Annotated in this window: 18 protein-coding genes; 11 read left to right on the top strand and 7 right to left on the bottom strand. The window is 57.6% G+C overall.

Annotated features, from left to right (window positions below):
- Nucleotides 1-127 precede the first annotated feature (127 nt).
- Nucleotides 128-2,860, top strand: coding sequence for a cyanophycin synthetase (gene cphA / locus IGS51_RS04900; protein ID WP_297076648.1), 2,733 nt, complete (start codon nt 128-130; stop codon nt 2,858-2,860).
- 7 nt (nt 2,861-2,867) lie between these two features.
- On the opposite strand, the gene IGS51_RS04895 is transcribed toward cphA, so the two are convergent.
- The gene (locus tag IGS51_RS04895; RefSeq protein WP_297076646.1) at nt 2,868-3,053 is read right to left on the bottom strand and encodes a hypothetical protein; all 186 of its coding nucleotides are present in this window, start codon (nt 3,051-3,053) and stop codon (nt 2,868-2,870) included.
- Nucleotides 3,054-3,326: 273 nt separating this feature from the next.
- Here IGS51_RS04895 and IGS51_RS22295 point away from each other — a divergent pair, with 273 nt between their 5' ends.
- Nucleotides 3,327-3,959, top strand: coding sequence for a CP12 domain-containing protein (locus tag IGS51_RS22295; protein ID WP_172357197.1), 633 nt, complete (start codon nt 3,327-3,329; stop codon nt 3,957-3,959).
- A 111-nt stretch (nt 3,960-4,070) separates the two neighbouring features.
- On the opposite strand, the gene IGS51_RS04880 is transcribed toward IGS51_RS22295, so the two are convergent.
- Together IGS51_RS04880 and IGS51_RS04875 are read right to left on the bottom strand one after the other, a co-directional pair.
- Nucleotides 4,071-7,292, bottom strand: coding sequence for a GAF domain-containing protein (locus IGS51_RS04880; protein WP_297076643.1), 3,222 nt, complete (start codon nt 7,290-7,292; stop codon nt 4,071-4,073).
- Nucleotides 7,293-7,562: 270 nt separating this feature from the next.
- Complete coding sequence (locus tag IGS51_RS04875; RefSeq protein ID WP_297076641.1) at nt 7,563-10,586, bottom strand: ATP-binding protein; 3,024 nt, start codon at nt 10,584-10,586, stop codon at nt 7,563-7,565.
- A 536-nt stretch (nt 10,587-11,122) separates the two neighbouring features.
- Here IGS51_RS04875 and IGS51_RS04870 point away from each other — a divergent pair.
- Nucleotides 11,123-11,521, top strand: a complete 399-nt coding sequence (locus tag IGS51_RS04870; protein WP_297076639.1) for a hypothetical protein — start codon at nt 11,123-11,125, stop codon at nt 11,519-11,521.
- Between the two features lie 270 nt (nt 11,522-11,791).
- Here IGS51_RS04870 and IGS51_RS04865 read toward each other — a convergent pair whose 3' ends face one another.
- The 3 genes from IGS51_RS04865 to tatA all read right to left on the bottom strand — a co-directional run bounded on the left by IGS51_RS04865 (nt 11,792) and on the right by tatA (nt 15,471).
- Nucleotides 11,792-12,277: a hypothetical protein gene (locus IGS51_RS04865; protein WP_277774083.1), complete on the bottom strand. Its 486-nt coding sequence runs from the start codon at nt 12,275-12,277 to the stop codon at nt 11,792-11,794.
- A 249-nt stretch (nt 12,278-12,526) separates the two neighbouring features.
- Nucleotides 12,527-14,452: a hypothetical protein gene (locus IGS51_RS04860; protein ID WP_297076636.1), complete on the bottom strand. Its 1,926-nt coding sequence runs from the start codon at nt 14,450-14,452 to the stop codon at nt 12,527-12,529.
- 848 nt (nt 14,453-15,300) lie between these two features.
- Nucleotides 15,301-15,471, bottom strand: coding sequence for a twin-arginine translocase TatA/TatE family subunit (gene tatA / locus IGS51_RS04855; protein WP_297076634.1), 171 nt, complete (start codon nt 15,469-15,471; stop codon nt 15,301-15,303).
- 426 nt (nt 15,472-15,897) lie between these two features.
- Between tatA and bioD the strand changes: the two genes are divergently transcribed.
- From bioD to IGS51_RS04820, 7 genes are all read left to right on the top strand, one after another.
- Nucleotides 15,898-16,584, top strand: coding sequence for a dethiobiotin synthase (gene bioD / locus IGS51_RS04850; RefSeq protein WP_297076631.1), 687 nt, complete (start codon nt 15,898-15,900; stop codon nt 16,582-16,584).
- 109 nt (nt 16,585-16,693) lie between these two features.
- The gene (locus IGS51_RS04845) at nt 16,694-17,998 is read left to right on the top strand and encodes a glutamate-5-semialdehyde dehydrogenase (protein ID WP_297076629.1); all 1,305 of its coding nucleotides are present in this window, start codon (nt 16,694-16,696) and stop codon (nt 17,996-17,998) included.
- Between the two features lie 37 nt (nt 17,999-18,035).
- Nucleotides 18,036-18,356 (top strand): MGMT family protein, encoded by a 321-nt coding sequence (locus IGS51_RS04840; protein WP_297076626.1) that lies wholly within the window; start codon nt 18,036-18,038, stop codon nt 18,354-18,356.
- 135 nt (nt 18,357-18,491) lie between these two features.
- The gene (locus IGS51_RS04835; RefSeq protein WP_297076625.1) at nt 18,492-19,805 is read left to right on the top strand and encodes a branched-chain amino acid ABC transporter permease; all 1,314 of its coding nucleotides are present in this window, start codon (nt 18,492-18,494) and stop codon (nt 19,803-19,805) included.
- A gap of 136 nt (nt 19,806-19,941) precedes the next feature.
- On the top strand, nt 19,942-20,697 hold the full coding sequence (locus IGS51_RS04830) for an ABC transporter ATP-binding protein (protein ID WP_297076622.1): 756 nt from the start codon (nt 19,942-19,944) through the stop codon (nt 20,695-20,697).
- Nucleotides 20,698-20,988: 291 nt separating this feature from the next.
- Nucleotides 20,989-21,360: a (2Fe-2S) ferredoxin domain-containing protein gene (locus IGS51_RS04825; RefSeq protein ID WP_297076619.1), complete on the top strand. Its 372-nt coding sequence runs from the start codon at nt 20,989-20,991 to the stop codon at nt 21,358-21,360.
- A 145-nt stretch (nt 21,361-21,505) separates the two neighbouring features.
- Nucleotides 21,506-22,306, top strand: coding sequence for an E3 ubiquitin ligase family protein (locus tag IGS51_RS04820; RefSeq protein WP_297076616.1), 801 nt, complete (start codon nt 21,506-21,508; stop codon nt 22,304-22,306).
- Between the two features lie 41 nt (nt 22,307-22,347).
- Here the strand turns inward: IGS51_RS04820 and IGS51_RS04815 are convergent, their stop codons facing one another.
- Complete coding sequence (locus tag IGS51_RS04815; protein ID WP_297076614.1) at nt 22,348-23,247, bottom strand: pentapeptide repeat-containing protein; 900 nt, start codon at nt 23,245-23,247, stop codon at nt 22,348-22,350.
- 907 nt (nt 23,248-24,154) lie between these two features.
- Here IGS51_RS04815 and IGS51_RS04810 point away from each other — a divergent pair.
- Nucleotides 24,155-24,691, top strand: a complete 537-nt coding sequence (locus IGS51_RS04810) for a P-loop NTPase family protein (protein ID WP_297076611.1) — start codon at nt 24,155-24,157, stop codon at nt 24,689-24,691.
- The last annotated feature ends 20 nt before the right edge of the window (nt 24,692-24,711 follow it).

The following is a 24,711-nucleotide window of genomic DNA, read 5'->3' as shown; positions in this document are numbered from 1 at the left end:
ATCTATAGTGAGCAGTTCTAAAACAAACTTAAAACTGTTTCAAATAATACAGTTTGTCTTTGTTATCCCGCTTGACACTAGACTATCGTGCTTCTAAAGCCGCACTTTATCCTGGAATCCCAGCGCTATGAAGATTCTCAAGACTCAGACGTTGCGAGGACCCAACTACTGGAGCATTCGATACCCGAAGCTGGTGATCATCCGGCTCGACCTCGAAGACCTGAGCGATCGCCCGTCTAACGAAATCCCTGGATTTTACGACGGGTTGGTATCCCTCCTGCCCAGCTTGGTCGAACACTACTGCTCACCCGGCTGCCGGGGCGGATTCCTCAGCCGCGTCCAGGAAGGCACCATGATGGGGCATATCGTGGAACACGTCGCGCTGGAATTGCAAACGCTGGCCGGGATGACCGTCGGCTTTGGGCGCACCCGCGAGACCTCGACTCCCGGTGTTTACCAAGTTGTGATTGAGTACAAAAACGAGCAGGCGGGTCGCTACGCAGCGCGGGCGGCGGTTCGCCTTTGCCAGAGCATCGTAGACACAGGTCGCTATCCCGTTGAAGAACTGGAGCAAGACCTGAACGACCTGCGAGAACTGGCGATGGAAGCGGCGCTCGGCCCCAGTACCGAGCATATCGTCGCCGCGGCCGAGGCGCGGGGGATTCCCTGGATGCCACTCAGCACGCGGTCGCTCATCCAGCTTGGCTACGGCGAATATCAGAAACGTATCCAGGCCAGCCTCAGCAGCGGCACGGGCATTTTGGGCGTAGAGCTAGCCAGCGACAAGGAAGGGACGAAGCGGCTGCTGGCCGAAGCGGGTGTTCCGGTTCCTCGTGGCACCACGATTTACTACCTGGATGAACTGGAGCAAGCCATCGAAGACGTGGGCGGGTTCCCCATCGTCATCAAGCCGCTAGACGGCAACCATGGCCGCGGCATCACCATCGACATTAACTCAATGGCAGAAGCCGAGGAAGCCTACGATGCTGCCCAAGCTGCCTCAAAATCCCATGCAGTAATTGTCGAGCGCTTCTATCGCGGGCGCGATCACCGGATCTTGCTCGTCGGTGGCAAAGTGGTGGCAGTGGCAGAGCGCATCCCTGCTCACGTCGTTGGCAACGGTCGCTCCACCATTGCTGAACTGGTGGACGAAACCAACCGCGACCCCCGCCGGGGGACAGGACACGACAACGTGTTGACCCAGATCGAGCTAGATCGCGCTGCCTTTCAAATGCTGGAGCGCCAGGGCTATGACCTGGATACAGTGCTGCCGATGGGGCAAGTGTGCTACTTGAAGGCGACCGCAAACCTTAGCACAGGCGGCATCGCCATCGATCGCACGGACGACATCCACCCTGAAAACCGCTGGATTGCCGAACGCGCCGCCAAAATCATTGGGCTGGACATTGCCGGATTGGACGTGGTAACCCCCGACATTTCTAAACCCATGCGCGAGGTGGATGGCGTAATCGTAGAAGTCAACGCCGCGCCGGGCCTGCGGATGCACTTCTCACCCAGCGAGGGTACGCCGCGCAACGTGGGCGAAGCCATCATCGACATGCTGTTTCCGCCCGGAACGCCTGGCCGTGTGCCCATTGTGGCGGTGACGGGCACCAATGGTAAAACCACCACCAATCGCCTGACTGCCCATATTTTCAAGCAAACGGGACAAATCGTCGGCTACACCACCACCGACGGCATCTACATTGGCGACTATCTAGTGGAAAAGGGCGACACCACAGGGCCCCAAAGCGCCCAGGTGATTTTGCAAGATCCAACGGTGCAAGTCGCGGTGCTGGAAACGGCGCGGGGCGGGATTTTGCGCTCTGGGCTGGGCTTTAACCAGTGCGATGTGGGCGTGGTGCTGAATGTGGCGGCCGACCATTTGGGTATTGGCGATATCGATACGGTGGAGCAACTGGCACACCTTAAGAGCGTCGTGGCAGAAAGCGTCGGGGTGGGCGGCTATGCTGTGCTGAATGCGGATGACCCGCTGGTGGCGGCGATGGCTGGCCGCGTCAAGTCGCAGGTGGCCTACTTTGCCATGAACCCGGACAATCCCACGGTGCAAAACCACGTCGCTCAGGGTGGACTGGCGGCAATTTATGAAAACGGTTACCTGACGCTGGTGAAAGGCGACTGGGCGCTGCGGCTGATGGAGGCGGCCAGCGTGCCCCTGACGATGGGCGGCCGTGCGCCGTTTATGATTGCCAATGCGCTGGCGGCTTCGCTGGCGGCCTTTGCCCAGGGCGTTCCGGTCGAGGCTATTCGGCAGGGGCTTGCCACCTTCCAGGCTTCTGCCAGCCAGACTCCCGGCCGCATGAATCTGTTTAATCTGGGTGAGTTTCATGTCCTGTTGGACTATGCCCACAATCCCCACAGCTATGAGGCGCTGGGCGGCTTTGTGCGGAACTGGAACGGGGAGCGGATCGGGGTGATTGGCGGGCCGGGCGATCGCCGCGATGAGGACTTCATTACCCTCGGTCGGCTCTCGGCTGCCATTTTCGACCGGATTTACATCAAAGAAGACAACGACACCCGTGGACGAGCGCGGGGCAGCGCAGCTGCGTTTATCGAAGAAGGTATTCGGCAAATCCAGCCAGGTCTGAAATATGACGTGATTCTGGACGAAACCGAAGCCATTAATACGGCGCTGGATCGGGCCCCCAAGGATGCGCTAGTGGTGATTCTGCCGGAGAGCGTTAGCCGTGCCATGAGCCTGATCGATGCCCGCCGACCCATTTCGGAGGCGACCACGCTCCAGCCCACCCCCGAAGCCCCACCAGAGCCGCCAAGGTTGGAAGACAATCCCTTCGAGACGGGCTTTGAAGAGTTTGTGCCCTCTGTGGCAGAGGGATAGGCTGGGGTTAGGATTCAGCGCTGCTTGAGCCAGTCTGCTTGAGCCAGTCTTCTTCCCGCTTAAACGTGGTAGACCCCAACAGTTCCCAATTGCGTCGCTGCAATCGCCAGGTTACATTTCTCAGGGTTGCCATGCTCCCTGGTGCCAGTTCAAGCTGACTAATCGGTTTGACGACGGGATTGGCGATCGTCATTGGGTTTCCCTCCGCCTTCTGAAAGTGCTGCTTAGAAATGCCACAAAAAATGCCACTTTAATGCCGCTTAATGCCGCCTTGAAGCTGCTCTTTGGATGAGTATAGGGTTCGAGCCTTTTGAGAATCGTGTTAAGCAGTCAGAGGCAAACTGTGTGAGGATAGTGCTGGCTCAACTTGCAGGCTGAGATTTGGGTATTTAAGCAATCGTTGGTAGCATTTGGCAATAATTGGCAACATTTAGGTTTCTCTAGGGTTTCCCATCAGGAAAGAATTATGTTGAAAGCGTCTGAGGTAATGTCCAAAGAAGTAGCGACCATTCGCGGCTCAGCCACGGTCTATGAAGCCGTCAAGCTGATGAAGGAAAAGGCGACCCGGACGCTGATTGTGGAACTGCGCCACAGCCAGGATGCCTATGGCATTGTGACTGAAACGGACGTGGTGTACAAAGTCGTCGCCTACGGCCTCGACCCAGCGCGGGTGCGCGTGTTTGAAATTATGACCAAGCCCTGCATTGTGGTGAATCCTGATCTGGGTGTGGAATATGTTGCGCGGCTATTTGCCAATACGGGCATTCACAGCGCTCCGGTGATTCAGGGCGGGCTGCTGGGGCTGATTACGCTGAACGACATCCTGACCAAGGGCGACTTTGTGGAACAGCCCAAGGCCGTGCTGCTGGAAAACCAACTGCAAGAGGCGATCGCCCATGCCCGACAGGTCTGCGCCGCCAAAGGCATCGACTCGCCAGACTGCGCTGCGGCGTGGGACATTGTGGAAGAATTGCGAGCCGAAGCCGCCCACCAAAAAGCCAATCGCACCTACGGCGATATCACAGGCGGCAAGTCTGCCTTTGAGCAATACTGCGAAGAGAACCCCGACGCACCCGAAGCGCGAATGTATGATTCGTAATTGGAATTCGTACGGACTTACGCACTTGCGATAAGTTTGCTGGGTTTTGGACGATTTCTCGCGGGCTGTGCCCGCGAGAAATCGTCCAACTGCGTGAGTCCTACCAAAATCTCAGATCAGCGGAATCCGAATGATAAACGTTGTGCCCTTGCCCACTTCCGATTCGCATTCCAGACTGCCGCCGTGACGCTGCACGACAATCTGGTAGCTGATGGACAGCCCCAGCCCTGTGCCTTTGCCAACGGGCTTGGTGGTAAAGAACGGATCAAACAGGCGATCGCGCGTTTCGGCAGAGATGCCCGGGCCGTTGTCGGCAATGCGAATGACAACGCAGCCAGTTGGCTCTGGCGACTGAGAGGGTGCGGGTTCGGCGGGCGGTGCGAGGGCGATCGCGGGCTGCGGCACAAACTCGGTCGAGATGGTAATCCGGCGTGGCGGGGGGCACTCTTCTAGCGCGTCGATCGCGTTCGCCAGAATGTTCATAAACACCTGGTTTAGCTGACCCGCATAGCATTCCACTTTGGGCAGCGATCCGTATTCTTTTTCAACGTCAATTCCTGTTCCTTCGGCGTGATTTTTCAGGCGATTTTGCAGGATCAACAGCGTGCTGTCAATGCCTTCGTGAATATCCACGGGCTTTTTCTCTGCTTCGTCGAGCCGAGAAAAGTTTCGCAGCGACAGCACAATCTGACGAATCCGGTCTGCGCCAATTTTCATCGAGGTCATCAGCTTGGGCAGATCGTCGCCAATAAAGTCCAGGTCGATCGACTGGAGCGCCTGAACCACCTCATCCGGCGGATCAGGAATGTGATTTTGATACAGATTCAACAGATGCAGCAGGTCTTTGGTGTAGTTGTTGGCGTGAACCAAATTGCCATTGATGAAATTCACCGGATTGTTGATTTCGTGGGCAATGCCCGCCACCATCTGCCCCAGGCTGGACATTTTTTCGGACTGGATCAGGTGCGCCTGGGTCTGCTGGAGGTGCTGCAATGTCTGGCTGAGCTTGGCGGCCTGGGCTTCGGCGGCGATCGCCGCTTCTCGGCTGTGGGCATACAACTCCGCTTGGTCGATGGCGATCGCCACCTGGTCGGCAACGGCTTGCAGCAGTTCCACCTCGCTGTCTGTCCAGGCGCGGGGGCTACTGTGATAGCAGGCGATCGCCCCCAACTTGTGCGATCGCGTTTCCAGCGGCATCAGCAAATGCGCCACCGCATCGGCTCGGTTCAGCACCTCCAGCAGCCCCGGCTCGACTGCGCCCGGCCGCCCGTCGGCAATCCGCACCATCTCCAGGTTCAGCACCTTTTCGCCCAGCGCCCGCCCCGGCCCCAGTGGATAGTCGCCCAGCAAGCTCATCAGCGCCGGGTTGCGGGCTTCGTGCGTAATCTCTAGCCGCGTCGCCTCCAGCGTCGAGCGACACCAGAGAAACTGGCAGCGATCGACCTGGAGCAGCGACCACACCTCACTCACCGTTGTTTCCAAAATCGCCTCCAGATCCAGCGACGCGCGAATCTGGCTGGCCAGGCGAAACAGCAGCGCCTCCCGCCGACTCAGCAACTCCTCTCGCGCCAGCGTCCGGTCGATGGCAACGGCGAGACTGTTGGAAATCCAGCCCAGGGTTTTATGCACCGTTTGGGCAAAGGGCAGATGGCTAAACAGCGCCATGACTCCGATTAAGCGATCCTCTGTGACCAGCGGGTAAGCCGCAAAGCCAACTATGCGCTCTTGCTCCAGCCAGTCTTTGGAGCCGATACACATATCATTTAGCACGTTGTCGGTGAGGTAGGGCTGCCGCGTTTGGGCAGCGTAGCCGATTACCGAAATGCCGATGGGAATGCGGTTTTGAAATTCCTTAGGGCAGGAGGAGCCGCCTGCGCTGGCTTGTAGCTCTAGCAGCCGCGTTTCGGGATTAAGCGTCCACACGTAGGCCGAGTGCGCGTCGAGATACTGCACGAGTTGGGCCGTGCAGCGCTTCAGGATGTCAATAACAGTGCCGCCCTGGGATAAGGTTACGCCGACGGCCGCGCCCAGTTCCGCCAAGTGCGATCGCGCTTTGAGTTCCTGCTCCGCTTCTTTGCGCTCCGTGATGTCCGTTCGCAGGGCGATGTAACGCTGGGGCTTGCCCGCATTGTCCAGAATGGGGACGATGGTCGTATCCACCCAGTAGAGGATATTATTCTTAGCCCGGTTGCAAATTTCGCCGCGCCACACATTGCCAGAGGATATGGTTTGCCACAGATCCCGGAAAAACTCCCGCGAGTGATAGCCAGAGCTAATCAGCCGATGATCTTGCCCGATTAGCTCCTCGCGGGAATACCAGGAGATTTCGCAGAATTTATCGTTGGCGTAGAGGATCTTGCCCTGGGGGTCGGTGATGGCGGCGATGGAGTGCTGATTTAGCGCGAAGGCCAGGTCAGAAAGCAAGTCGTACTGCGGCGGTTTGGGATCGAGCGGCGCGTCTGCCGAAACTTCGCTGGCAGTGGCGCACAAGAGCTGGCGGTCTGGCAGCGGCCCAATGCGCCACTGGAGCCGATGATAGCTGCCGTCGCGGTGGCGGCATCGGTTTTGAAAGGTGACTTTCTTCCCTTTGGCGACGACTTTTTGAATGTGGTTGAGGGTGATTTCCCAGTCGTCGGGATGGATGAATTCCAGGAATGGCTTGGCCATGAGTTCTGCTGCGGTGTAGCCCAACAGCCTGCGCCAGGCGGGGTTGAGCCGCTTGAGGTAGCCGTCGGCTCCCATGACGCAGGCCAGATGCGCCGATAGGGAAAACAGCAGCTTTTGCTCGGTTTCGGCAGCATGGTGCTGGGCGATCGCCTCTGTCAGAGCCGCCGTGCGCCGCCGTAGCTCAAGTTGAGCAATCACCTGTCGCGCCAGCAGCCGCAAGCCGTCCATCAGCCCTTCCGATGGATTTCCCGGCTCCCAGCCCATCACCGCCAGCACGCCCAGCGCCGCCCCCGCCGGACTCAGCAGCGGCACGCCAGCATAGAACCGTACCGCAGGCGTACCTACGGCGATCGGCTCAAATACAAACCGCTCATCCTGCTGCAAATCCATCACCAGCAGCCCATCTTCGGCGGCCAGCGTGCTGTCCAGGCACACCAGCGGATGGCAGGGCGTGTTCTCGGGCCAGCCCGTCAGCGCCTTCAGCCAATAGCGGTCTTCGCCTGCCAGCGCCGAACTGTCGCCTCGCAAAAAGGCGATCAGCCCCACCGACACGCCTCCTAACTGCGCTGCTAACCGCGCCAGCCCATCAAACCCCTCTTCAGGCGTGCTGTCTAAAATGTTGTACTGACGCAGCACATCGAGCGTAGCAAAGTCGGGAACTGGCATAGTTGTGGCACGGAAAGCAAGAGAAATGAGGGGCGGATAGGCGACGGGCTGCGAACGTATGAAGCGACGGAAAATTTTTGTCTCGGTTTAGCGCCAGACTTAGGCACTTGCGATCAGTTTTCTAGACTTTGGATAACTTCTTGCGGGCGTGACCCGTAAGAAATCATCCCACCGCGTAAGTGTCCTGTATTTTCCAAAATACCAGCACCAGACGAGGGGACAAAGCTCCCGATCGCCTATCTTTCCTAGAATTCCCTTACCTCTGAAAGACTATACAGTGGATTGGGGGGCTGTCTGGTGGGGCGGGGACACGGGCAGCGCGACGGTGAAACAGGTTTGCCGAGCGGCACTGGCGACCTGAATGCTGCCACCCAGATGTTCTGTCATTTTTTGCACCAAGGCCAGCCCCAGCCCTGTGCCCCCTTGTTTCCAGCGGTCGATGCCAGGGACGCGATAGAACTTCTCAAAAATATGGTCTAGCGCCTCGGCGGGAATTTCCACGCCAGAGTTGCAGACACGCAGCACAAAAAAGCCTGAATTGGGCGAGGGAAGAGAGGCAAAATTTTGCGCTGAGGCGAGATTTGGGGCAGCGGAGAAGGGCTTGAGGGCAAACGGGCGATCGCCCCCGGTCGTTTTGGCTATCGTTTCAGCCGTCGTTTCAGCCGTCGTTTCAGTCATCACAGCAGCTTCGCAGTCAAACGGGCCGACAGCGCAAGCAGCCACCCGAATTTTTTCACCGGGCGGTGTGTATTTGCAGGCATTGTTGAGCAGTTCTGTCAAAATGCGCTCCAGGCAGGCTGGGTCGGACGTGATGACGGGCAGCTTGTCGGAAATTTCAATCTGCAAAGTCTGCTGGCGGTTGCGGATGCGCTCCTGAAACGACTCGACAATGTGCAGCACCCAGTCCTGGAGGGAGATGGGTTCCAACTCAAGGGCCTGCGTCCCGGAGGCGAGGCGCTGTAAATCGAGCAGGTCGTTGATTAAATTAGCCTCACGTTCGCACTCCGCCTCTAAAATCTTCAGATATTGCTCGCGCCGCTCGTTCTGCTGCGACAGTTTCAGCATATTGATCGCCATTTTGATATTGGTAATCGGGGTTCGCAGTTCGTGAGAGACGGTGCTGAGAAAATCGTCCTTGAGCAGATTCAGGTCTTCCAGCGCCTTGAGCTGAATTTGGGCTGCTTCATATAGCCGCGCCTGCCGCAGGGCGATCGCACACTGGCTGGCCACCTGCTGCACCAGCCGCACCTCTGGCTCCTCAAAGCATTCGCCCTGGGGCTTAAATAGCCATAGATCCCCCAACACGCCCTGATCGTCCCAAATTGGATGGGCCAGCACCGTCATCATGCAGGCAGTGGGGCGGACTGGATGGGGCAGCGCGGCGCAAAACTGGCAGGATTCTCCCCGCAGCAGCAAACCATGAACCTCAGAAAACTCGTTGGGAATGGCAAAGCTCGTGCCCAGCGCCGACGGCAGGGCGGTTGTATATTCGTACTGAATTGTCGAATACTTTTGGTCGGCACTGTAGAGCGCTGCATCACAACAGAGGAGGTTTAGCTCTTGCCCCAGCGCCTGCACCGCCGTCTGCAAAATCTGCGACTCGTCCAGGCTGTCGCGCACGCTGTCGGTAATGCGCCTGACCAATGCTTCGTAGCTCAGCGCCTGCTGAATCGCGCCAAACTGCTGGGTCAGCGTTTTGCCCATCGTTCTAAAGTTTTTGACCAGAAACGCGAGTTCGGTGATCTGGCTGTCGGGCCAGTCGATGGGCTGCCCAGCCAGCAGCTTGTCGGGTAGATTGGTCGTTACCTGGGCAAGTCGGGACAGGGGGCGCACCATCCGCTGGCTCACCAGCGCCGACACCAGCAGCGCCAAGAGCGCGATCGCCAGCAGCAGCGCCAAATTTCGAGAGTAGATGCTCTGGATATTTCGCATATCCGGCTGGGCAGAAGCCATGACTTCCAGCGTCCAGGGCAGGCCTGTATCCACAGGCACTTCCTGCACAAAGGAGGAGTTGATCCAGCGCACCATGATGGGCCGGTGTTTGTTGGGAAATAGCTGGTAGAAATGCTCATCCAGTTGCTCAATGCTGCTATTCTCCGGCAGTTGCAGCAGCGAACCGGGCGGGCGATCGCCCCGCGTACTCAGCACCACCGCCTGCCGCCGCCCAATGAGCGTGAGATCCAAATCCTGGTCGCCAGCGCTCTGTCGCAGCAGGGACTCGACTTGATCGAGCGTCAGTTCACTGGTGATCAGGCCTTCAACCTGCCCATCCCGCACAATGGGGAAATTCCAGACGACATAGGGCGGCGAATCGGGCACCACATCCGACAGAATCGGCTGGAGTGTTTGTCGAGCCAGGGCTGCATAGGGGCTTAGTGGGGCGATCGCCGAGTCGAATGCTTTGCCAAACGGCTCATCCAATGCCTCATCAAACGTCTCGTCAAACGCTTCATCAGACCGATTGCTCGATCGCGATCTGTTGTGGCTGGAAACCAGCAGCCGCCCCTCCCGATTCCACACCTGCACCTGGCGCAAATCGGGCAGCAGCCGTTGGGTCGATTCGAGATGGTGCTGCAAATCCTCCAGATCCGTCTTGTGATACTGCACGACTTGCAGCGCCAGTTCGTTCGCCGACCGCAGATGTTCCTGATGCCACGACCGCAGCGCTGCCACGGCATAGCCCGATACCCGACTGAGATCGGCCTGGGCTTCGGCCCGAATGTTGTCCACCACATCGCGGCTGGCAAGCACAATCAGCAGCAGCGTCGGAAAAAAGACAAACGCCACCAGCAGATTAAACAAGGTTTGCTGAACAGCGAGGGAGTTGATAGCGCTGGGTCGATTTAGCCAGCGGTGGATGGGCAAATAGGTCATCAATAGGCTGGCAACCAGCGCATTGAAGATGCCATTCACAGGCTGCTTGAGCAAAATGATTTGCACCTGGAAGGGGTCGGCCTGCAACACGCCCGCATAGAAAAACCAGCCCAGGGGAACTCCGATCAGCAGCCAGAAGAGTCCATCCAGCAGCACGATGTTTGGACGGTTTGTGGGGCGATCGCCATAAAACAAAACGCCCACAAACAGCGCCTCCAGCGTAAAAACCACGCCCGCGTAGAAATGTCCCCACAGAAAGTAGGTACAAACACCGCTCAGCGCCCCTGCCAACACGCCCCACCGAACCCCATAAAACCCCACCACCAGCCACACGGCAATGGAGCCAAAAATCAGGTCAATATTAAAAAACAGGTTCCATCGCGCCAGATTGCCCAGATAGCTGGCGACGAGCAAAATCACTAGACCCAGAAGACTTCTGCGCCGGAGAGGGAAACCAGTGAGTTGCCTCAGTTGGCGCTTTAGCCCCATATCGTCTGCCCTTTCCAACAGGCTTTACAGCATCTAACCACGCCACTCAGCATTTCTTCGCAGTTCGTTATTTGTGAGATGTGTTAGCGCATCAAAGCCTTACGAGATGATGCGTTGATGATGCGTTACGGCTACGCCTAACAGCACCCTACAATGCGATTCATTATCGCCGACTGGCTTATCGCCGACTCGCTGATTTGCAATTGCACGCTGCTGTCTCTATATAACCCCAAGCAACTTGCGGAATCTGCATTCACGCTTGGGTCTGTTTCAAAAGTTGATTTTTAGGCTAGGTTTTTCAATGCTAGGACTTACGCAGTTGGACGATTTCGCGCAGGCTGAAACAAACCCAGGATTCGGAAATCTCTCCTGGGAAATTCGAGCTTTCCATCTGGGCTTGGTATGATCCGCATTATCACAATGAAGGAGTGGATTCGCAGAAATCCCGATTGTTTAGGGAGACAGCCATGAATCAAAACGGCTATGGGGGTTTGCGGTTTACCCTGTCAGGACTGGGGTTTTGGATAACCTTGCTGGCGATCGCCTGGCTGCTGGGCATGGTGGGGCTGGGCTGGCTGGTGAAGTCTTTTATCGTGCTGATTGGGCTGCTGATTCTAACGCCTGTGATTGCCTTTTTTGCCTTTCGCTGGTGGCTCAGCCGCAACCTAGTGGAAGCGCCCTGCCCCGTCTGCGACACTCGCTCCGCAGGCATCAACGGCACCCAACTTCGCTGCCCCAACTGCGGCGAGGCGCTGCGGGTCGAAAAAGGCGCATTCTATCGCCTCACGCCACCGGGCACGATTGATGTACAGGCCGTGGAGATCGAGGCTCGCCCCATTGAGGAAGCAAAGGATGAGAGGGGCTAGAGACGCTTGATGGCTGCCGTTTTTGCATAGCTGCCGTTTTTGCAAATTGCAGAAACAGCCTAGCAGCTTAATAAGTTGCTAGGCATTGTCTTAAGACTTTCTAGGTCGTTGATTGCCCTGAGTCGATCCCCTTAAATCCCCCTTAAAAAGGGAGACTTCCGGATCGGTTTGGCCCAGTTCTCCCCTTGTTAAGGGGGGCTAGGGGGGATCAAAAGGGTTTTCAAGCACGCCCTAGAGTGAGTGGCAGATCTACCCCCGATCGCCCGTCAGTTACGTCTTCTCTCCTTCCGATTTCAGCGCCCGATCTAGCACCGTCCTCGCCTGCTCTGCCTGGGCGCGGGCTTCCCGGTAGCGCAGGTTTGCCTGGGCATAGGTTTTTAGCACCTTAAAGCCCTCTTTGAGGCTGGCGATTTCTTCTTCGCTGACAACCTCGTCGGTGAACAGGGTGTCGATTTGGGCGCGGATCTTCATCGCCTCGGCCCGGGAGGCCTGCACCCGCAGCTTTAGGGTGGCCAGGTTGCTGAGAACCTGCACGGCCTGAGTGATTGCGTCTTCGTCTTCGGTGTTGGTCAACACAGGCTCCTTGACTTCGATAAACTGATGGGGCCCAAAGCCATCGGAAAGATCCGTGGGCAGGCTGCCGGATTCCATTAGCTCAATGAGCTGATCCATCGCTTTGTCGCGGGCTTTGGCGGAATCCTTGCCGGGAACGGTGAGGATTACGTCGGGGCTTTGGGCGAGCGTATATTGCACCATAGGGCGTTGGGGGAATGAGTAAAGTACCTATGTACTAATTTTACTCGATGGACGGTTCGCAGATTGGGTTCGCACCAGGATGGATCTGAGGGGCGATCGCCCTTCTGGAATAACCCACAGTCCAGCAGCGAACCCACATGGCAAAGCGATCGCCCAACTCACACACCCCACAAGCCGGAGTGTAAGGGCGATCGCTTCAGAGCGTAGCGCAAAATTCCCAGAACAGAACAGCGCTTTCCCAAACGGGAATCAGGCGATAACGAAATTTTTGGGCTGCACCGCATCCAGCGACACGTTTCGCAGCGTCACCAGCGTTATGAAATCCAGCCGCAGCCCGTTGCCGTCGCGGTCGATTTTCACCTCCGTATTCGCGCCATTCTGCACCAGCCGAATGAACTGGTTGTATTGAGCCGTGGGGCTGGGCGCAGCAAAGGTAGGGCTGCGAAAGATGCCGCGCAGGTCAATGCGATCCACCGCTTCAAAGTCGGTAATGATATCGCCTGCGTCGTTCAGGTTGTTATAAACAAACATATCGATGCCTTGCCCGCCCGACAGCACATCCGCTCCGCGCCCCCCAATCAGGATATCGCCGCGCTTGCCGCCCTTCAGCGTGTCGTCGCCGTTGCCGCCCACTAGTTCATCTCGCCCATCGCGGCCGATCAGGCTGTCATTGCCTTCGCTGCCAAACAGGCGATCGTTGCCCCGTCTGCCATCTACCACATCGTTCCCCCGCTTGCCGCGCAGGATATCGTTGCCAGGAGTGCCCGCAATCCGGTCGTTGGCGGCGGTGCCGTTGCGAGTAATGCCAGCGGGCCCGTTGTTAAAGTCGATGGGTTCAATGGGCGTGCCCAGGCTCACGTCGATGCGATCGCCCACATAGCGGCGCACCGAAAAATCTCGGTCAAAGAAGCCCACATTGGTTCCCACCAGCACCACATTGCCATCGGGCTGGAGCGCAATATCGGCATTGTTGTCCGCCGCATCGAGATCCGTCGTGACGCGCCCGTTGCCGTCGAAGCTGCTGTCCAGAGAACCGTTGCTGTTGTAGCGCAACAGAGCGGCCCTGCCGTCGCTCACCGCCAGCACCAAAATCTTGCCATTGGGCTGCACCAACACCTTCTTTGCCGTGCTGTTATTGCCCAAACTGGTCGTGACGCGCCCGTTGCCGTCAAAGCTAGAGTCGAGGCTGCCGTCTCGGTTGTATCGCGCCAGGGCAACCCGTCCGCCGCTCGTCCCTGCCACCAAAATCTTGCCATCCGACAGCAGCACCGCATCCGTCACCGCATCCACAGTGGTAAAGAAGCCGCCAAAATCGGTAGTTCGCACGCCCGATCGCCCAAAGCTGCGGTCGAGGGAACCGTCGGAGTTATAGCGGGCGATCGCAAAATCATCGCTACTCGTCCCCACGGCGATCAGCTTGCCGTCGTTTTGCAGCAGCACCTTTTGAGCAATTGAGAACGTCGTGCCGCTGCCGATGCGCGTCCGCACAATGCCCCGACTGCCAAAGTCTCGGTCGATCGACCCATCCGTGCGATAGCGCACCAGCGCAAACGCCGAACCGTCGGTGCCCGCAACCACAATCTTGCCGTCATTTTGCAGCAGCCCGTCGCTAACCTGTGCCGTGGCCCCTAGGTTGGTCGAATTGCGCCCATCGCTGTCGAAGCTCGTATCGCGAGAACCGTCCGTGCGATAGCGAGCCACTGCAAAGCTGTTGCCGCTAAAGGTGCTGCTGCTTTGGCCAATCACCAGAATGCGACCGTCGTTTTGCAGCAACACTTTTTGAACCGTTTCTGTAGCCCCAAAGTTGGTAGACTGGCGGCCATTTCCGGCAAAGGAACTGTCAAGCGAACCGTTGAGGTTGAAGCGGACAATGCCAAAATCGCCATCGCTGTCGCCCACCATGATGAGCTTGCCGTCGGATTGCAGCACTGCATCGCGCAAAACCTGCGTGCCGCTGAAGTTCAGCACGGTTCTGCCGTTGCCCGCAAAGCTATTGTCTAAGGAACCATTTGCCGTCAGCCTGGCCGCCGAAAAGCTGCCACTGCTGTCGCCCAGCGCCAGAATTTTGCCATCGGCTTGAACCAGCACTTTGCGAGCCTGGTCGAGGCCATCTAGCCCAAAGGTGATGCGGCCGTTGCCATTGAAGGTGGTATCGAGTTTTCCGGGAGTTGACATACTGAAAGGAAAGTTTGGGTGAAAAGTGACTGAAGGGACGTGCGCTTTGAGAGTAGGAAATCAGAAAAAAATCAGTCAGAAAGTTCAGGTAAAGAAGCGCCAAAAATAAAGAAGTGTAAAAGCTGATAGAGAGCTAATAGAGAAACGGGCAGAGGAGGCAGTTAACCTCGCCGCCTCATGTTTTAGCGCGTGTGGGTCAGTTTGCTCTATCCCCTGACAGCATGATTTCAAAAACTGCCCGATTACAGGATCAATTGCCTGTAATGTCTTGGAGGAGCCTCGATTTTTCCAGCGGAAGCGCTAGAGGACGGAACATATGATGGATTTGGGCGATCGCAGGTTCCCGTTCGCTCCCCAATGCATGAGGGTTTCTGCTGGAAAAGCCTGTTGGAAAAGTCTGTTGGAAAAGATGGGCGACGTTCACAAGGGGTGATTGCTGATCGTAATCAGCACGAAATCAGGGCAATGTTCCCAAGGGGTGACTGCTGATCGAAATCAGCATGAAATCAGCACGAAATCAGTACGAAACCAGTTATTCGACGCGATAAGCACAAGACTGCCCCGCTGCACGATGATGGCTTCTCGAACGGGACTGACCTGCCGCACCGCTAATAGCACTTGCAACGTTCCCAGCAGAACCGCCCCTGACGCTACGGCAGGGTTCAGCAGCTTTACGGTTTCTATGACTTTTTTTCAAAAGTCCCTCTCCCAGAGCGGGAGAAGGATTTAGGGTGAGGGTTACAAAAGTGGGATGAACTCTATCGGATGGATCTGGCGATTGCTCAAGCAGTTCTTGGATTACTTCTGAGGTCATGCCACTTTGATCGGCCAAATCTGGACTTTGGGGGCTATTCTTCCAGTTCGCGATCGCCCTCTTCGTCTACTTCGTTCATCCCTTCCTTGAAGCCCCGCAGCGTCTTGCCCAAAGCCCCGCCCAGCTCAGGGATCTTTTTGGGCCCAAAAATAAGAATCGCAACGACTGCAATAATGGCAACCTCGGGCCAGCCCAAACCAAACATAACGCTCTCCTGCCACTCATTCTGTCCCCACTATACGGGAATTGTCGGGCATCGCGTCGCCAATCTGGGAACCGCCCGAATCGCCCAAAATGCCGCCATTGCAGACAAAACATCCAAAACCTCTAGAAGGCGCTTAACCCATACAGGTAGGAGCCTATGCAGGTATGGGCATCCTCAACACTGGTTCTGGGGGCAGCTTGACCGCTGCGATATAATGTAGGTTTTCGCTGGGAAGTATTCTGTCCCAGCTTTTTTATCCAGCAGGACTTACGCACTTGCACTTGCGATTAGTTCTCTGGGCGTTGGACGATTTCTCGCAGGCTGCGCCCACGAGAAATCGTCCAACTGCGTAAGTCCTATCCCGTTTGCTAGCTTGAGTTAGCAAGTGGAACGTGTCTTTTTGGAAATGGTCACTAGGAGTTGGTTTTGAGCGCGCTTTTGATTGCAGCGACGGATTCAGATACGGGAAAAACGGTGCTGATTTCGGCACTGGCGGCCTACTGGCAGGCCCACAGCGGCGGGCGATCGCTCGGCATTATGAAACCTGTGCAGTCTGGCAAGGGCGATCGCGAACTCTATCAGCGCCTCTTCCCGCTCAACCAGTCCATTAGCGAGATCAACCCCATCCACTTTGACTCGCCCCTAGCGCCGCCCATCGCCGCCGAAAAAGAAGGCCGCAACATCAACCTAGACAGCGCGTGGCACACCTTTGAAACCCTTTCCAAACAAAAGGACTGGGTGCTGGTCGAGGCGCTGGGCAGCCTCGGTTCGCCCGTCACCCACGAAACCACCGTCGCCGACCTCGCTTGGGACTGGCGCATCCCCACCGTCCTGGTGGTTCCGGTGAAACTGGGGGCAATTGGGCAAGCGGTCGCCAATGTTGCCCTCGCCCGCCAGGCCCGCGTCCACGTCAAGGGCATTGTGCTAAACTGCATCGCGCCCTGCACCCAGCAGGAGATTGACGACTGGGCCCCTGCCGACCTGATCCAGTCCCTCACCCAGGTTCCCATCCTCGGACTGATTCCCCACCTGCCCGACCCCACTGATCTCGGCCGCCTCACCCAAGTCGCCTCTGACCTAGCGCTGGAGCGGCTGATGCCAATGAGAGGATAGTAGGTAACAAGCGGGTAACAAGTAGGTAATAAGGTAGGTAACAGCGCAGGCAAGCCTCCCAAAATCCAAAACCAAAAACCCAAAACCAAAACTCCAACCCTCTACTCCCATGCTCACCTCCACCCCCGACCTCAAAACCCTGGCCCAGCAGACCCGTTCGGCGGCACGGCGGCTAGCAGCGCTGTCGGGCGAGGCGCGAAATCAGGCAGTCGGGGCGATCGCCCTTGCCCTAGAAGCCGCCGCCCCAGAAATTCTGGCGGCCAACGCGGCGGACTGTGCGGCGGCCCTGGAAGAGGGGTTGGCAAAACCGCTTTATGGGCGGCTCAAGCTGGATGAAACCAAGCTGCGCGGTGTGATTGCGGGCGTGCGCGATGTGGCACGGCTGGCCGACCCGGTGGGTCAGGTGCAGCTGCATCGAGAACTGGACACCGGGCTAGTGCTAAAGCGGATCACCTGTCCGCTGGGCGTGCTGGGCGTGATTTTCGAGTCGCGGCCCGACGCGCTGGTGCAAATTGCGTCGCTGGCCATCAAGTCGGGGAACGGAGTCATTCTCAAGGGCGGGCGCGAGGCAGTGCGCTCTTGCGAGGCGCTGACTCAGGCAATCCATCAGGGCTTGCGGTCGGTAGACCTAGACCCGGCGGTGGTGCGCCTGCTGACGACGCGGGAGGAAACGGTGGCGCTGCTGGGGTTGGATCAAGAGGTGGATCTAATTATTCCACGGGGTTCCAATGCCTTTGTGCGGTTTGTGCAAGAGAACACGCGGATTCCGGTGCTGGGCCATGCCGACGGCATCTGCCACCTATACGTCGATCGGGCGGCCGACGTGGCCCAGGCGGTGGCGATCGCCCTTGACGCCAAAACCAACTATCCCTCCGCCTGCAATGCCATTGAGACGCTGCTGGTGCATGAGGCGATCGCGCCAAAGTTTCTCCCTGCAATGGTTCCGGTCTTCCAGTCCGCAGGTGTAGAACTGCGCGGCGACGACCGGACACAAGCCCTGGTCGGCGCTGCCATCGAGCCTGCCACGGAAGCAGACTGGGCAACGGAATACAGCGATCTGATCCTGGCAATTCGTGTGGTGGATTCGCTAGAAGCGGCGATCGCCCACATCAACACCTACGGCTCCCGCCACACCGAGGCGATCGCCACGCAAGACGACGCAGCCGCCGCCACGTTTATCTCTCAAGTAGACGCAGCAGGCGTGTTTCACAACTGCTCTACCCGCTTTGCCGACGGCTTCCGCTATGGCTTTGGTGCAGAAGTCGGCATCAGCACCCAGAAAATGCCGCCCCGCGGCCCCGTGGGGCTAGAAGGTCTGGTGACCTATAAGTACCAGTTGGTGGGCAATGGGCATATCGTCAACACCTACAGCGGCGAACACGCCCGCCCCTTCACCCACCGCGACCTCGCCTGAGCCGCCATCCTCACTTCTGCGCTCACCCCGGAAACCGATGAACACCTACCAGGTGATCTACGACATCGTGCAGCAGATTCCCTACGGGCAAGTTGCCACCTATGGGCAAATCGCTGACCTGGCGCAACTCTACGGCAAGGCGCGGCTGGTGGGCTATGCGCTCTATCGGGTCGATATGCAAAATTCCGACATTCCCTGGCACCGCGTCATCAATGCCAAAGGCGAAGTATCGGAATCTCCCCTGCGCTACGGCACAGACTATTTGCAGCGATCGCTCTTAGAAGCCGAGGGCATCGAGTTTAGCCCAGAAGGAAAGGTGGATTTGCGGAAATATCTGTGGCGGCCGGGGGGAGAGTGAAGGAAGGAAGAAAGAAAAGGGAAGAGGGAAGAACGAAGAACGTTTCATTTTTCGCTCTTCGTTTTTCGTTTTTTCCATCTCTCCCTCCTCTTCCCCGACCTGCTATTCTTCAAGAAAGCTAATTCCCGACTGCTCATGGAAGGGTTTGTTGTCTCGCTGGTCATCTTTGCGGCAATTTTTGCCATTTTTGCTCTGGGGCTGAATCTGCAATGGGGCTTTACCGGGCTAATCAACTTTGGGCAGGTCGCGTTTATGACGATCGGAGCCTACGCGACGGTGCTGCTGAGCTTGCAGGGGGTGCCGCTGTGGTTGGGGGCGCTGGTCGGGGCGGGGCTGGCGGCGCTGCTGGGGTTGGGCATTGGGTTTGCGACGCTGCGGCTGCGAGAAGATTATCTGGCGATCGTCACGATTGGTGTGGCAGAGATGGTGCGCCTGATTGCCGAAAATGAGGCCTGGCTGACAAGGGGAACCTTTGGACTCCAAAGCTTTCCGCTGCCGCTGGCGACTTGGAACCCCAACTGGCTAGGGCGATCGCTCATGGTGGCAATGCTAACGGCGATCGCCGGGTTGGCCTACTGGCAGTTCTGGCGCTGGCTGCGGCAAACCGTAAAGTCTATTCCTCCGGCACATCTGACCAACGGCGTGGCCCTGTCGCTAGGCTACCTGCTGTCTCTGACGCTGCTGGTGATTGGGCTGGGCTATGCCTCCAGCACGCTCAAGCAACTGGGCACGGTTCCCTACTGGCTGCTGGGGGTGCTGCTGATGGGGGCAATGGTGGCGCTGGTGTGGTTTTATGTGTGGCTGGGAGCGTTGGCCAAGGCCAGAATTCCTGCCTGGTCTAACAGCTTGGGAACGCTGGCGGCGCTGGTCTGCGCGGCGCTGGGCCTCTGGGTCTATGGCTACTCGGCTTTGGCGCTATATCACTACGACCGCAATCCCAGCAAGGCAGGGCTGATGTTGATCTCGGTGGTGCTGCTGGCGGTGATTTTTTGGGCATTAGAACGACTCGTGCGATCGCCCTGGGGCCGTGTCCTCAAAGCCATCCGAGAAGATGAAGCCGTCGCCCGCGCCCTGGGCAAAAACGTCTTTGCCTACAAGCTGCAATCCCTGGCGATTGGCGGCTTTTTGGCCGGCATTGCGGGGTCCCTCTACGCCTGGCAGCTCACCACGGTCTATCCCGATAACTTCCAGCCCCTCGTCACCTTCAACGCCTGGACGATTGTTGTCCTCGGCGGCGCGGGCAACAATGTAGGCACGATTTTGGGAGCCGCCATCTTCTGGGGCTACCAGACCGTCACCCGCTTCTTTTTGCGCGATGTAATTCCCCTCGACGATGCCCGCCTAGGCGCATTCCGCATCATGCTCATCGGTCTGCTGCTGATGGTTCTTATGGTGTGGCGACCGCAGGGCATTTTGGGTAACAAAGATGAGCTAACCCTTGGGAAGTAGGGAGGAAAGAGGGAAAAACGAAGAACGAAAAACGAAAAACGGAACCTCTTCACTCTTCGTTCTTCCCTCTTCGTTCTTCTCTCTTCTCTCTTTCCCCCTCTCCCCCCCCTCCTATCCCTCCAACATCCTCCCCCTCATGGCTCTCCTGACGGCAACCCAACTTACTAAAACCTTCGGCGGCATCCGAGCGGTGGATTCGGCCTCGATCGAAGTGCCAGAGGGCAGCATCACCGGGCTGATTGGGCCGAACGGGGCGGGCAAGACGACGCTGTTTAACCTGCTGTCGATGTTTTTGCGTCCAGACAGCGGCGAAGTGCAGTTTGCTGAGGAGCCGATTCACGAGCTACAGCCGCATCAGGTGGCACAGCGGGGGCTGGTGCGGACGTTTCAGGTGGCGCGGGTGTTGTCGCGGCTGTCGGTGCTGGAAAATATGCTGCTGGCGGCCCAAGAGCAGACGGGCGAAAAGTTTTGGAATGTGTGGTGGCGATCGCCCCGGATTGCCCAGGAGGAAGAAGTGCAGCGGGAGTATGCCTGGAACATCCTGGAATCGATCGGACTGGCACACAAAGCGCATGACTACGCGGGTTCCCTCTCTGGCGGGCAGCGCAAGCTATTGGAACTGGGGCGGGCGCTGATGGTGAAGCCCCGGCTGATTTTGCTAGATGAACCCGCTGCGGGCGTGAATCCGACGCTGATCAACCAGATTTGTGAACATATCGAAGCCTGGAACCGCCAGGGCATCACGTTTCTGGTGATCGAACACAACATGGATGTGGTGATGTCGCTGTGCGATCGCGTCTGGGTGATGGCAGAAGGACGCAACCTGGCATCGGGCACCCCCGAAGAAGTGCAAAACAATCCGCTGGTGCTAGAAGCCTACTTGGGTCAATAGCCCACGATTGCTAATGTCTCTAATGTCTCTAATGTCTCTAATGTCTTTCACGTCTTTCACGTCTTTAACGTCTATTACCAACAGGACTTACGCAGTTGAACGATTTCTCGCGGGCGCAGCCCGCGAGAAATCGTCCAAAGCCCAGAAAATTTATCGCAACTTGCCAACAGCAATTGGCAGGGGCACAGGAATTGGCAGGGGCACAGGTTCTTGGCAGGTGGCAACTCCGCAAATTAATGAATAAGCTGTGAGTAGAAATCTCTACGCATCGCGGCACTGATGGCGGAACCCATGTTTGAGACTCCTCAGCCCACCTCGCAAACGGAATCCCTCCAAGCTGAATTACCCGGCAAACAAGCGACTCCGCTAAAGCGACGCTGCGTTTCGGTCTGTCAGTATCGCTCCTGCGAACGGAGTGGGTCGGCGGCGGTGTTGGCGGCGTTTCGGGAGGCAAATCTGCCGGGGGTGCTGGTCAGCGCTAGCGACTGTATGGGGCAGTGTGCCTCTGGGCCAACGGTGCGCGTCACGCCAGACAACGTGTGGTATTGCCGGGTAAAGCCAGAAGATGTGGGGGCGATCGCCACTCAGCATCTCCAGCACGACGAACCCGTGGAGCGGCTGCTGCATCCGCGATTTCATCCCCGGTTTGATTTTGCAGATTAATTTGCGAATTTTATCCTGTGGCGGCATTGCATTCGAGCGGATATGTATGGAGGAAGTGTATAGATGTCTTGAGCCTGTGAGACTGGAGAAACGGTTGCGGGCATCCTAAGCACGTCCTCTCAAACGCTGGGTCTGGAGTCGAGTTATGGTGCTGCTAACGGTCGGCGCAGTTTTGCTGATTGCAGGAGTCGTGATGATTTTTGTAAAACGCCACCACAGCGGCCGCGCCTATTGCCTCAAGGTGTCGCGTCCGGTGACGGTGGCCGAACTGGAGAAAATGTCGGCAGAGATTGCCCAGGAAATTGGCGGCGGCAACTGGCGCGAGTATGTGCGGCTGTCGGGCATCGTGCAGTGCGATCGCCCGCTCACCTCCCAACTGGCGCAGCAGCCCTGTGTTCACTACCACATGACCGTGCGGCGCGAGTATGAGGAAACCGTGGTTCGCCGCGACAAGGACGGCAACGAAGAGCGCAGCACCGAGCGCGGCTCGGAAACCGTTGCCAGCCACGAGCAATCGACACCCTTCATGCTGAAAGATGACACCGGGGCGATCGCCGTTGACCCCAACCAGGCCGAGTTTGAGACGGTAACCGTGCTGGATGAATTTCGGCCTGAATCGCCCGGCAACTTTATTTCCTTTGGCGGCTTTTCGCGGGCGCTGAGTCCGCTAGGGGGCAACCGCCGCACGCTGGGCTATCGCTACCAGGAAGTGATTGTACCCGTGGAACGGCGAGTGACGGTGGTGGCGACGGTGAGCGATGCGGGCAATGGTCTGACCTTGCAGCGCCCGACCGAATCGGGGAAACAGTTCATCATCTCGCTCCGCAATGCTGAAGAACTGACGAAATCGGCCGAGCGCAACGCCAAAGCCAGCGACCTTGCGATGAAGTATTGTTTGGTGGGTGGGGCTGTGCTGGCGATCGCCGGACTGGTCACGGGCTTTTAGGTCGATTTGCGATTTTGGAATGCCCGCCGAGCGTCTGCTGCTCACAGATTTCTGGCAAACGGCATCAGGTCTTCAGTGGTTTCCAGGTTAGCCGTCACTTCCAACTCCTCTCCGGGCTGCGTCGGCGAGTAGCTTTCCAGGGCGATCGTACCGTTCAGCATTGCGCCATCGAGCTGGGCCGCCGTCAGGTTCACCTGATCGAGCGTAACGTGCCACAGCTCCGCCTCTCGCAGGTCTGCCCAGATGAGCCTCGCCCGTTGCAGATTGCTGTCCTGCAAATAGGCATGGCGCAGGTTTGCCCCGCTCAAGTTGGCATCGTGCAGCACGGCCCGGCTCAGGTCGGCTCCCATCAAGCTGGCATTTTCCAGGTTTGCCCCTTGCAGTTGAGTCCCCTTTAGGTCAGTCAGCGCTAGGTTTGCGTCTCGCAGGTCGGCTTCGCTGAGGTCGGCCCCACTGAGGTCGGCTCCGCGCAGGTCTGCCCCCTGAAGCTTGGCTCGACGCAGGGTTGCCTGGGTCAGATCTGCCCCTTGCAAATCCGCATGTTCTAATACGGCTCCCGTCAGCTTGGCGCAATGCAGGTTTGCCAGCCCCAGTGCTGCCCGGGCAAGCACACAGCGGATCAGGCTGGCTTCTTGCAAATTGGCATCTTGCAGATTGGCTCCGGTGAGGTTGGTCTGGTACAGGTCGGCGCGATAAAGATTGGCGCTTTCCAGAATCGCATTGCTGAAATCGGCCTGGCTCAGGTTGGCAAAGCTGAGGTTGGTCTGGCGGAGTTCGGCTCGCTGCAAGAGGCAGCCCCGCAGCAGCACCCGGCTTAGGTCAAGTTCTGATAACCGCGCATCAGACAAGTCCAGCCGCCCCGCTTCGGGATGGGTCAAACACCATTGGTTCCAAATGCTGACACCTGTTTTCAGCAGCGCCAGCAGGTCAAAATCTGCCATGAGGAGAGCGCGAGGGGGCAGGGGGTAAAGGATCTGGGCAGGGATTACGAGGTTCAGTTAAAAGCCGTTCTTCTCACAAGTGGGTGACGGAAGGCTTGTCCTAACCATTTCTGTAGCCCCAAGTGTTGGCCCCTTTCACTGCCGTACAGAACTTTTCTGGCGTTTGCAGCCCTGACCCGGATGAAACCGGGCGATCGCCCCTGATTGCTCAAGCAGGCTGCCCAAAAAGCAGGCTGCCCAAAAAGCAGGCTGCCCAAAAAACAGCGGTGTCTGGCAATTTTGACGCTATGCTTCGGCGATCGCCACTTGGTTTTGCCCGGATTGCTTAGCCGGATAAAGGGCCCGATCGGCGGCATCTAGCAAGGTTTTGGGATGTGTGTCCAATTAGCCAAGCAGGTATCGCCAAAGCCGGGCGTAGCGTGTGAACTAATGGACGATTCAAATCTCGCTGGTGATCCTGGGCAGCGAAGAAACTATCTGGCAAGGGCGATCGCTCAAAAACCTACAGCGCCTAATGCCGACTATGCAAGTGGAGTGGGCTTAGGCAGGATTAGGAGATAACGCTTGACGCGATCGCAGATGTAGTGTTTTATAGAGGCAAAGTGCAGTCGATCACGCTACATTTTGTTTTGTGAACCTCTGTGCCAACTGCTTAATAAAGCTCGTTTGGGTGCATCTTGTCGGCAAATTGCGTTAATACTAGCGTATTGGTCTGCGGGCGTATCTGTTTTTGGCAGTTTTTTTGCAGCGCCAGGTAGCGTTACGTAGCGCTATATAACGTCCTTAATTAATGCCTTATTGGGCGATCGCCCAACTGAAGCGCTCCTGAAGCGCTCCTGAAACGCTGGCATAAACACGCTGCGATCGCCCGTTTTGCGCCCCCATTTCCCCCTATTGGTCAGTGTTCATGGTTTCTCAAGTTGAGACCTCGGTTTCAGATTTCACCCGCCCCCTCTCTCATACGGTGGAAGGACTGGTGCAGGTGTTTACCTGTCCCCACCGCAGCTTTTTTACCAGCGTGATGGCGCAGGCGCTCCGCATTGCGGGGCAGGGAACGCCTGTGCTGGTGGTGCAGTTTCTCAAAGGCGGCATTGGGCAGGGGCAGGCACACCCAGTGCGACTGGGGCAGCACCTCGACTGGCTGCGCTGCGACTTGCCCCGCTGCATCGATACGCCCCAACTTGAGGATGGCGAAGCGGAGGCATTGCAGGAATTGTGGCAGCATACCCAGGACGTGGTGCGGTCGGGCAAGTATGCGCTGGTGGTGCTGGATGAACTCAGTCTGGCGATTAAGTTTGGGCTGATTCCAGAATCTGAGGTGCTAGAACTTTTGAAAAACCGACCCCGCCAAGTCGATTTAATCCTGACGGGGCCAGAGATGCCTGAGTCAATTCTGGAGCGGGCGGATCAGATTACAGAACTGCGCCGCAGCCATCGGCCGTAGCGATCGCCATTAGACCTGTT

This window comes from Thermoleptolyngbya sp. M55_K2018_002 (assembly GCF_015295965.1).
GTDB classification, from domain to species: Bacteria; Cyanobacteriota; Cyanobacteriia; order Elainellales; family Elainellaceae; genus Thermoleptolyngbya; species Thermoleptolyngbya sichuanensis.
The sequence above is the reverse complement of the archived record's forward strand: the minus strand, read 5'-3'. Positions and strand labels throughout refer to the sequence as shown.

Excerpts from the sequence above, each read along its gene's own strand:
- IGS51_RS04835 (WP_297076625.1), top strand. The coding sequence starts at position 18,492 with ATGGAAGGGTTTGTTGTCTCGCTGGTCATCTTTGCGGCAATTTTTGCC.
- IGS51_RS04880 (WP_297076643.1), bottom strand. The coding sequence starts at position 7,292 with ATGCCAGTTCCCGACTTTGCTACGCTCGATGTGCTGCGTCAGTACAAC.
- IGS51_RS04870 (WP_297076639.1), top strand. The coding sequence starts at position 11,123 with ATGAATCAAAACGGCTATGGGGGTTTGCGGTTTACCCTGTCAGGACTG.
- IGS51_RS04810 (WP_297076611.1), top strand. The coding sequence starts at position 24,155 with ATGGTTTCTCAAGTTGAGACCTCGGTTTCAGATTTCACCCGCCCCCTC.
- IGS51_RS04820 (WP_297076616.1), top strand. The coding sequence starts at position 21,506 with ATGGTGCTGCTAACGGTCGGCGCAGTTTTGCTGATTGCAGGAGTCGTG.
- IGS51_RS04825 (WP_297076619.1), top strand. The coding sequence starts at position 20,989 with ATGTTTGAGACTCCTCAGCCCACCTCGCAAACGGAATCCCTCCAAGCT.
- IGS51_RS04845 (WP_297076629.1), top strand. The coding sequence starts at position 16,694 with ATGCTCACCTCCACCCCCGACCTCAAAACCCTGGCCCAGCAGACCCGT.
- IGS51_RS04865 (WP_277774083.1), bottom strand. The coding sequence starts at position 12,277 with ATGGTGCAATATACGCTCGCCCAAAGCCCCGACGTAATCCTCACCGTT.
- IGS51_RS04840 (WP_297076626.1), top strand. The coding sequence starts at position 18,036 with ATGAACACCTACCAGGTGATCTACGACATCGTGCAGCAGATTCCCTAC.
- IGS51_RS04830 (WP_297076622.1), top strand. The coding sequence starts at position 19,942 with ATGGCTCTCCTGACGGCAACCCAACTTACTAAAACCTTCGGCGGCATC.
- IGS51_RS04815 (WP_297076614.1), bottom strand. The coding sequence starts at position 23,247 with ATGGCAGATTTTGACCTGCTGGCGCTGCTGAAAACAGGTGTCAGCATT.
- IGS51_RS04860 (WP_297076636.1), bottom strand. The coding sequence starts at position 14,452 with ATGTCAACTCCCGGAAAACTCGATACCACCTTCAATGGCAACGGCCGC.
- IGS51_RS04895 (WP_297076646.1), bottom strand. The coding sequence starts at position 3,053 with ATGACGATCGCCAATCCCGTCGTCAAACCGATTAGTCAGCTTGAACTG.
- cphA (WP_297076648.1), top strand. The coding sequence starts at position 128 with ATGAAGATTCTCAAGACTCAGACGTTGCGAGGACCCAACTACTGGAGC.
- IGS51_RS22295 (WP_172357197.1), top strand. The coding sequence starts at position 3,327 with ATGTTGAAAGCGTCTGAGGTAATGTCCAAAGAAGTAGCGACCATTCGC.
- tatA (WP_297076634.1), bottom strand. The coding sequence starts at position 15,471 with ATGTTTGGTTTGGGCTGGCCCGAGGTTGCCATTATTGCAGTCGTTGCG.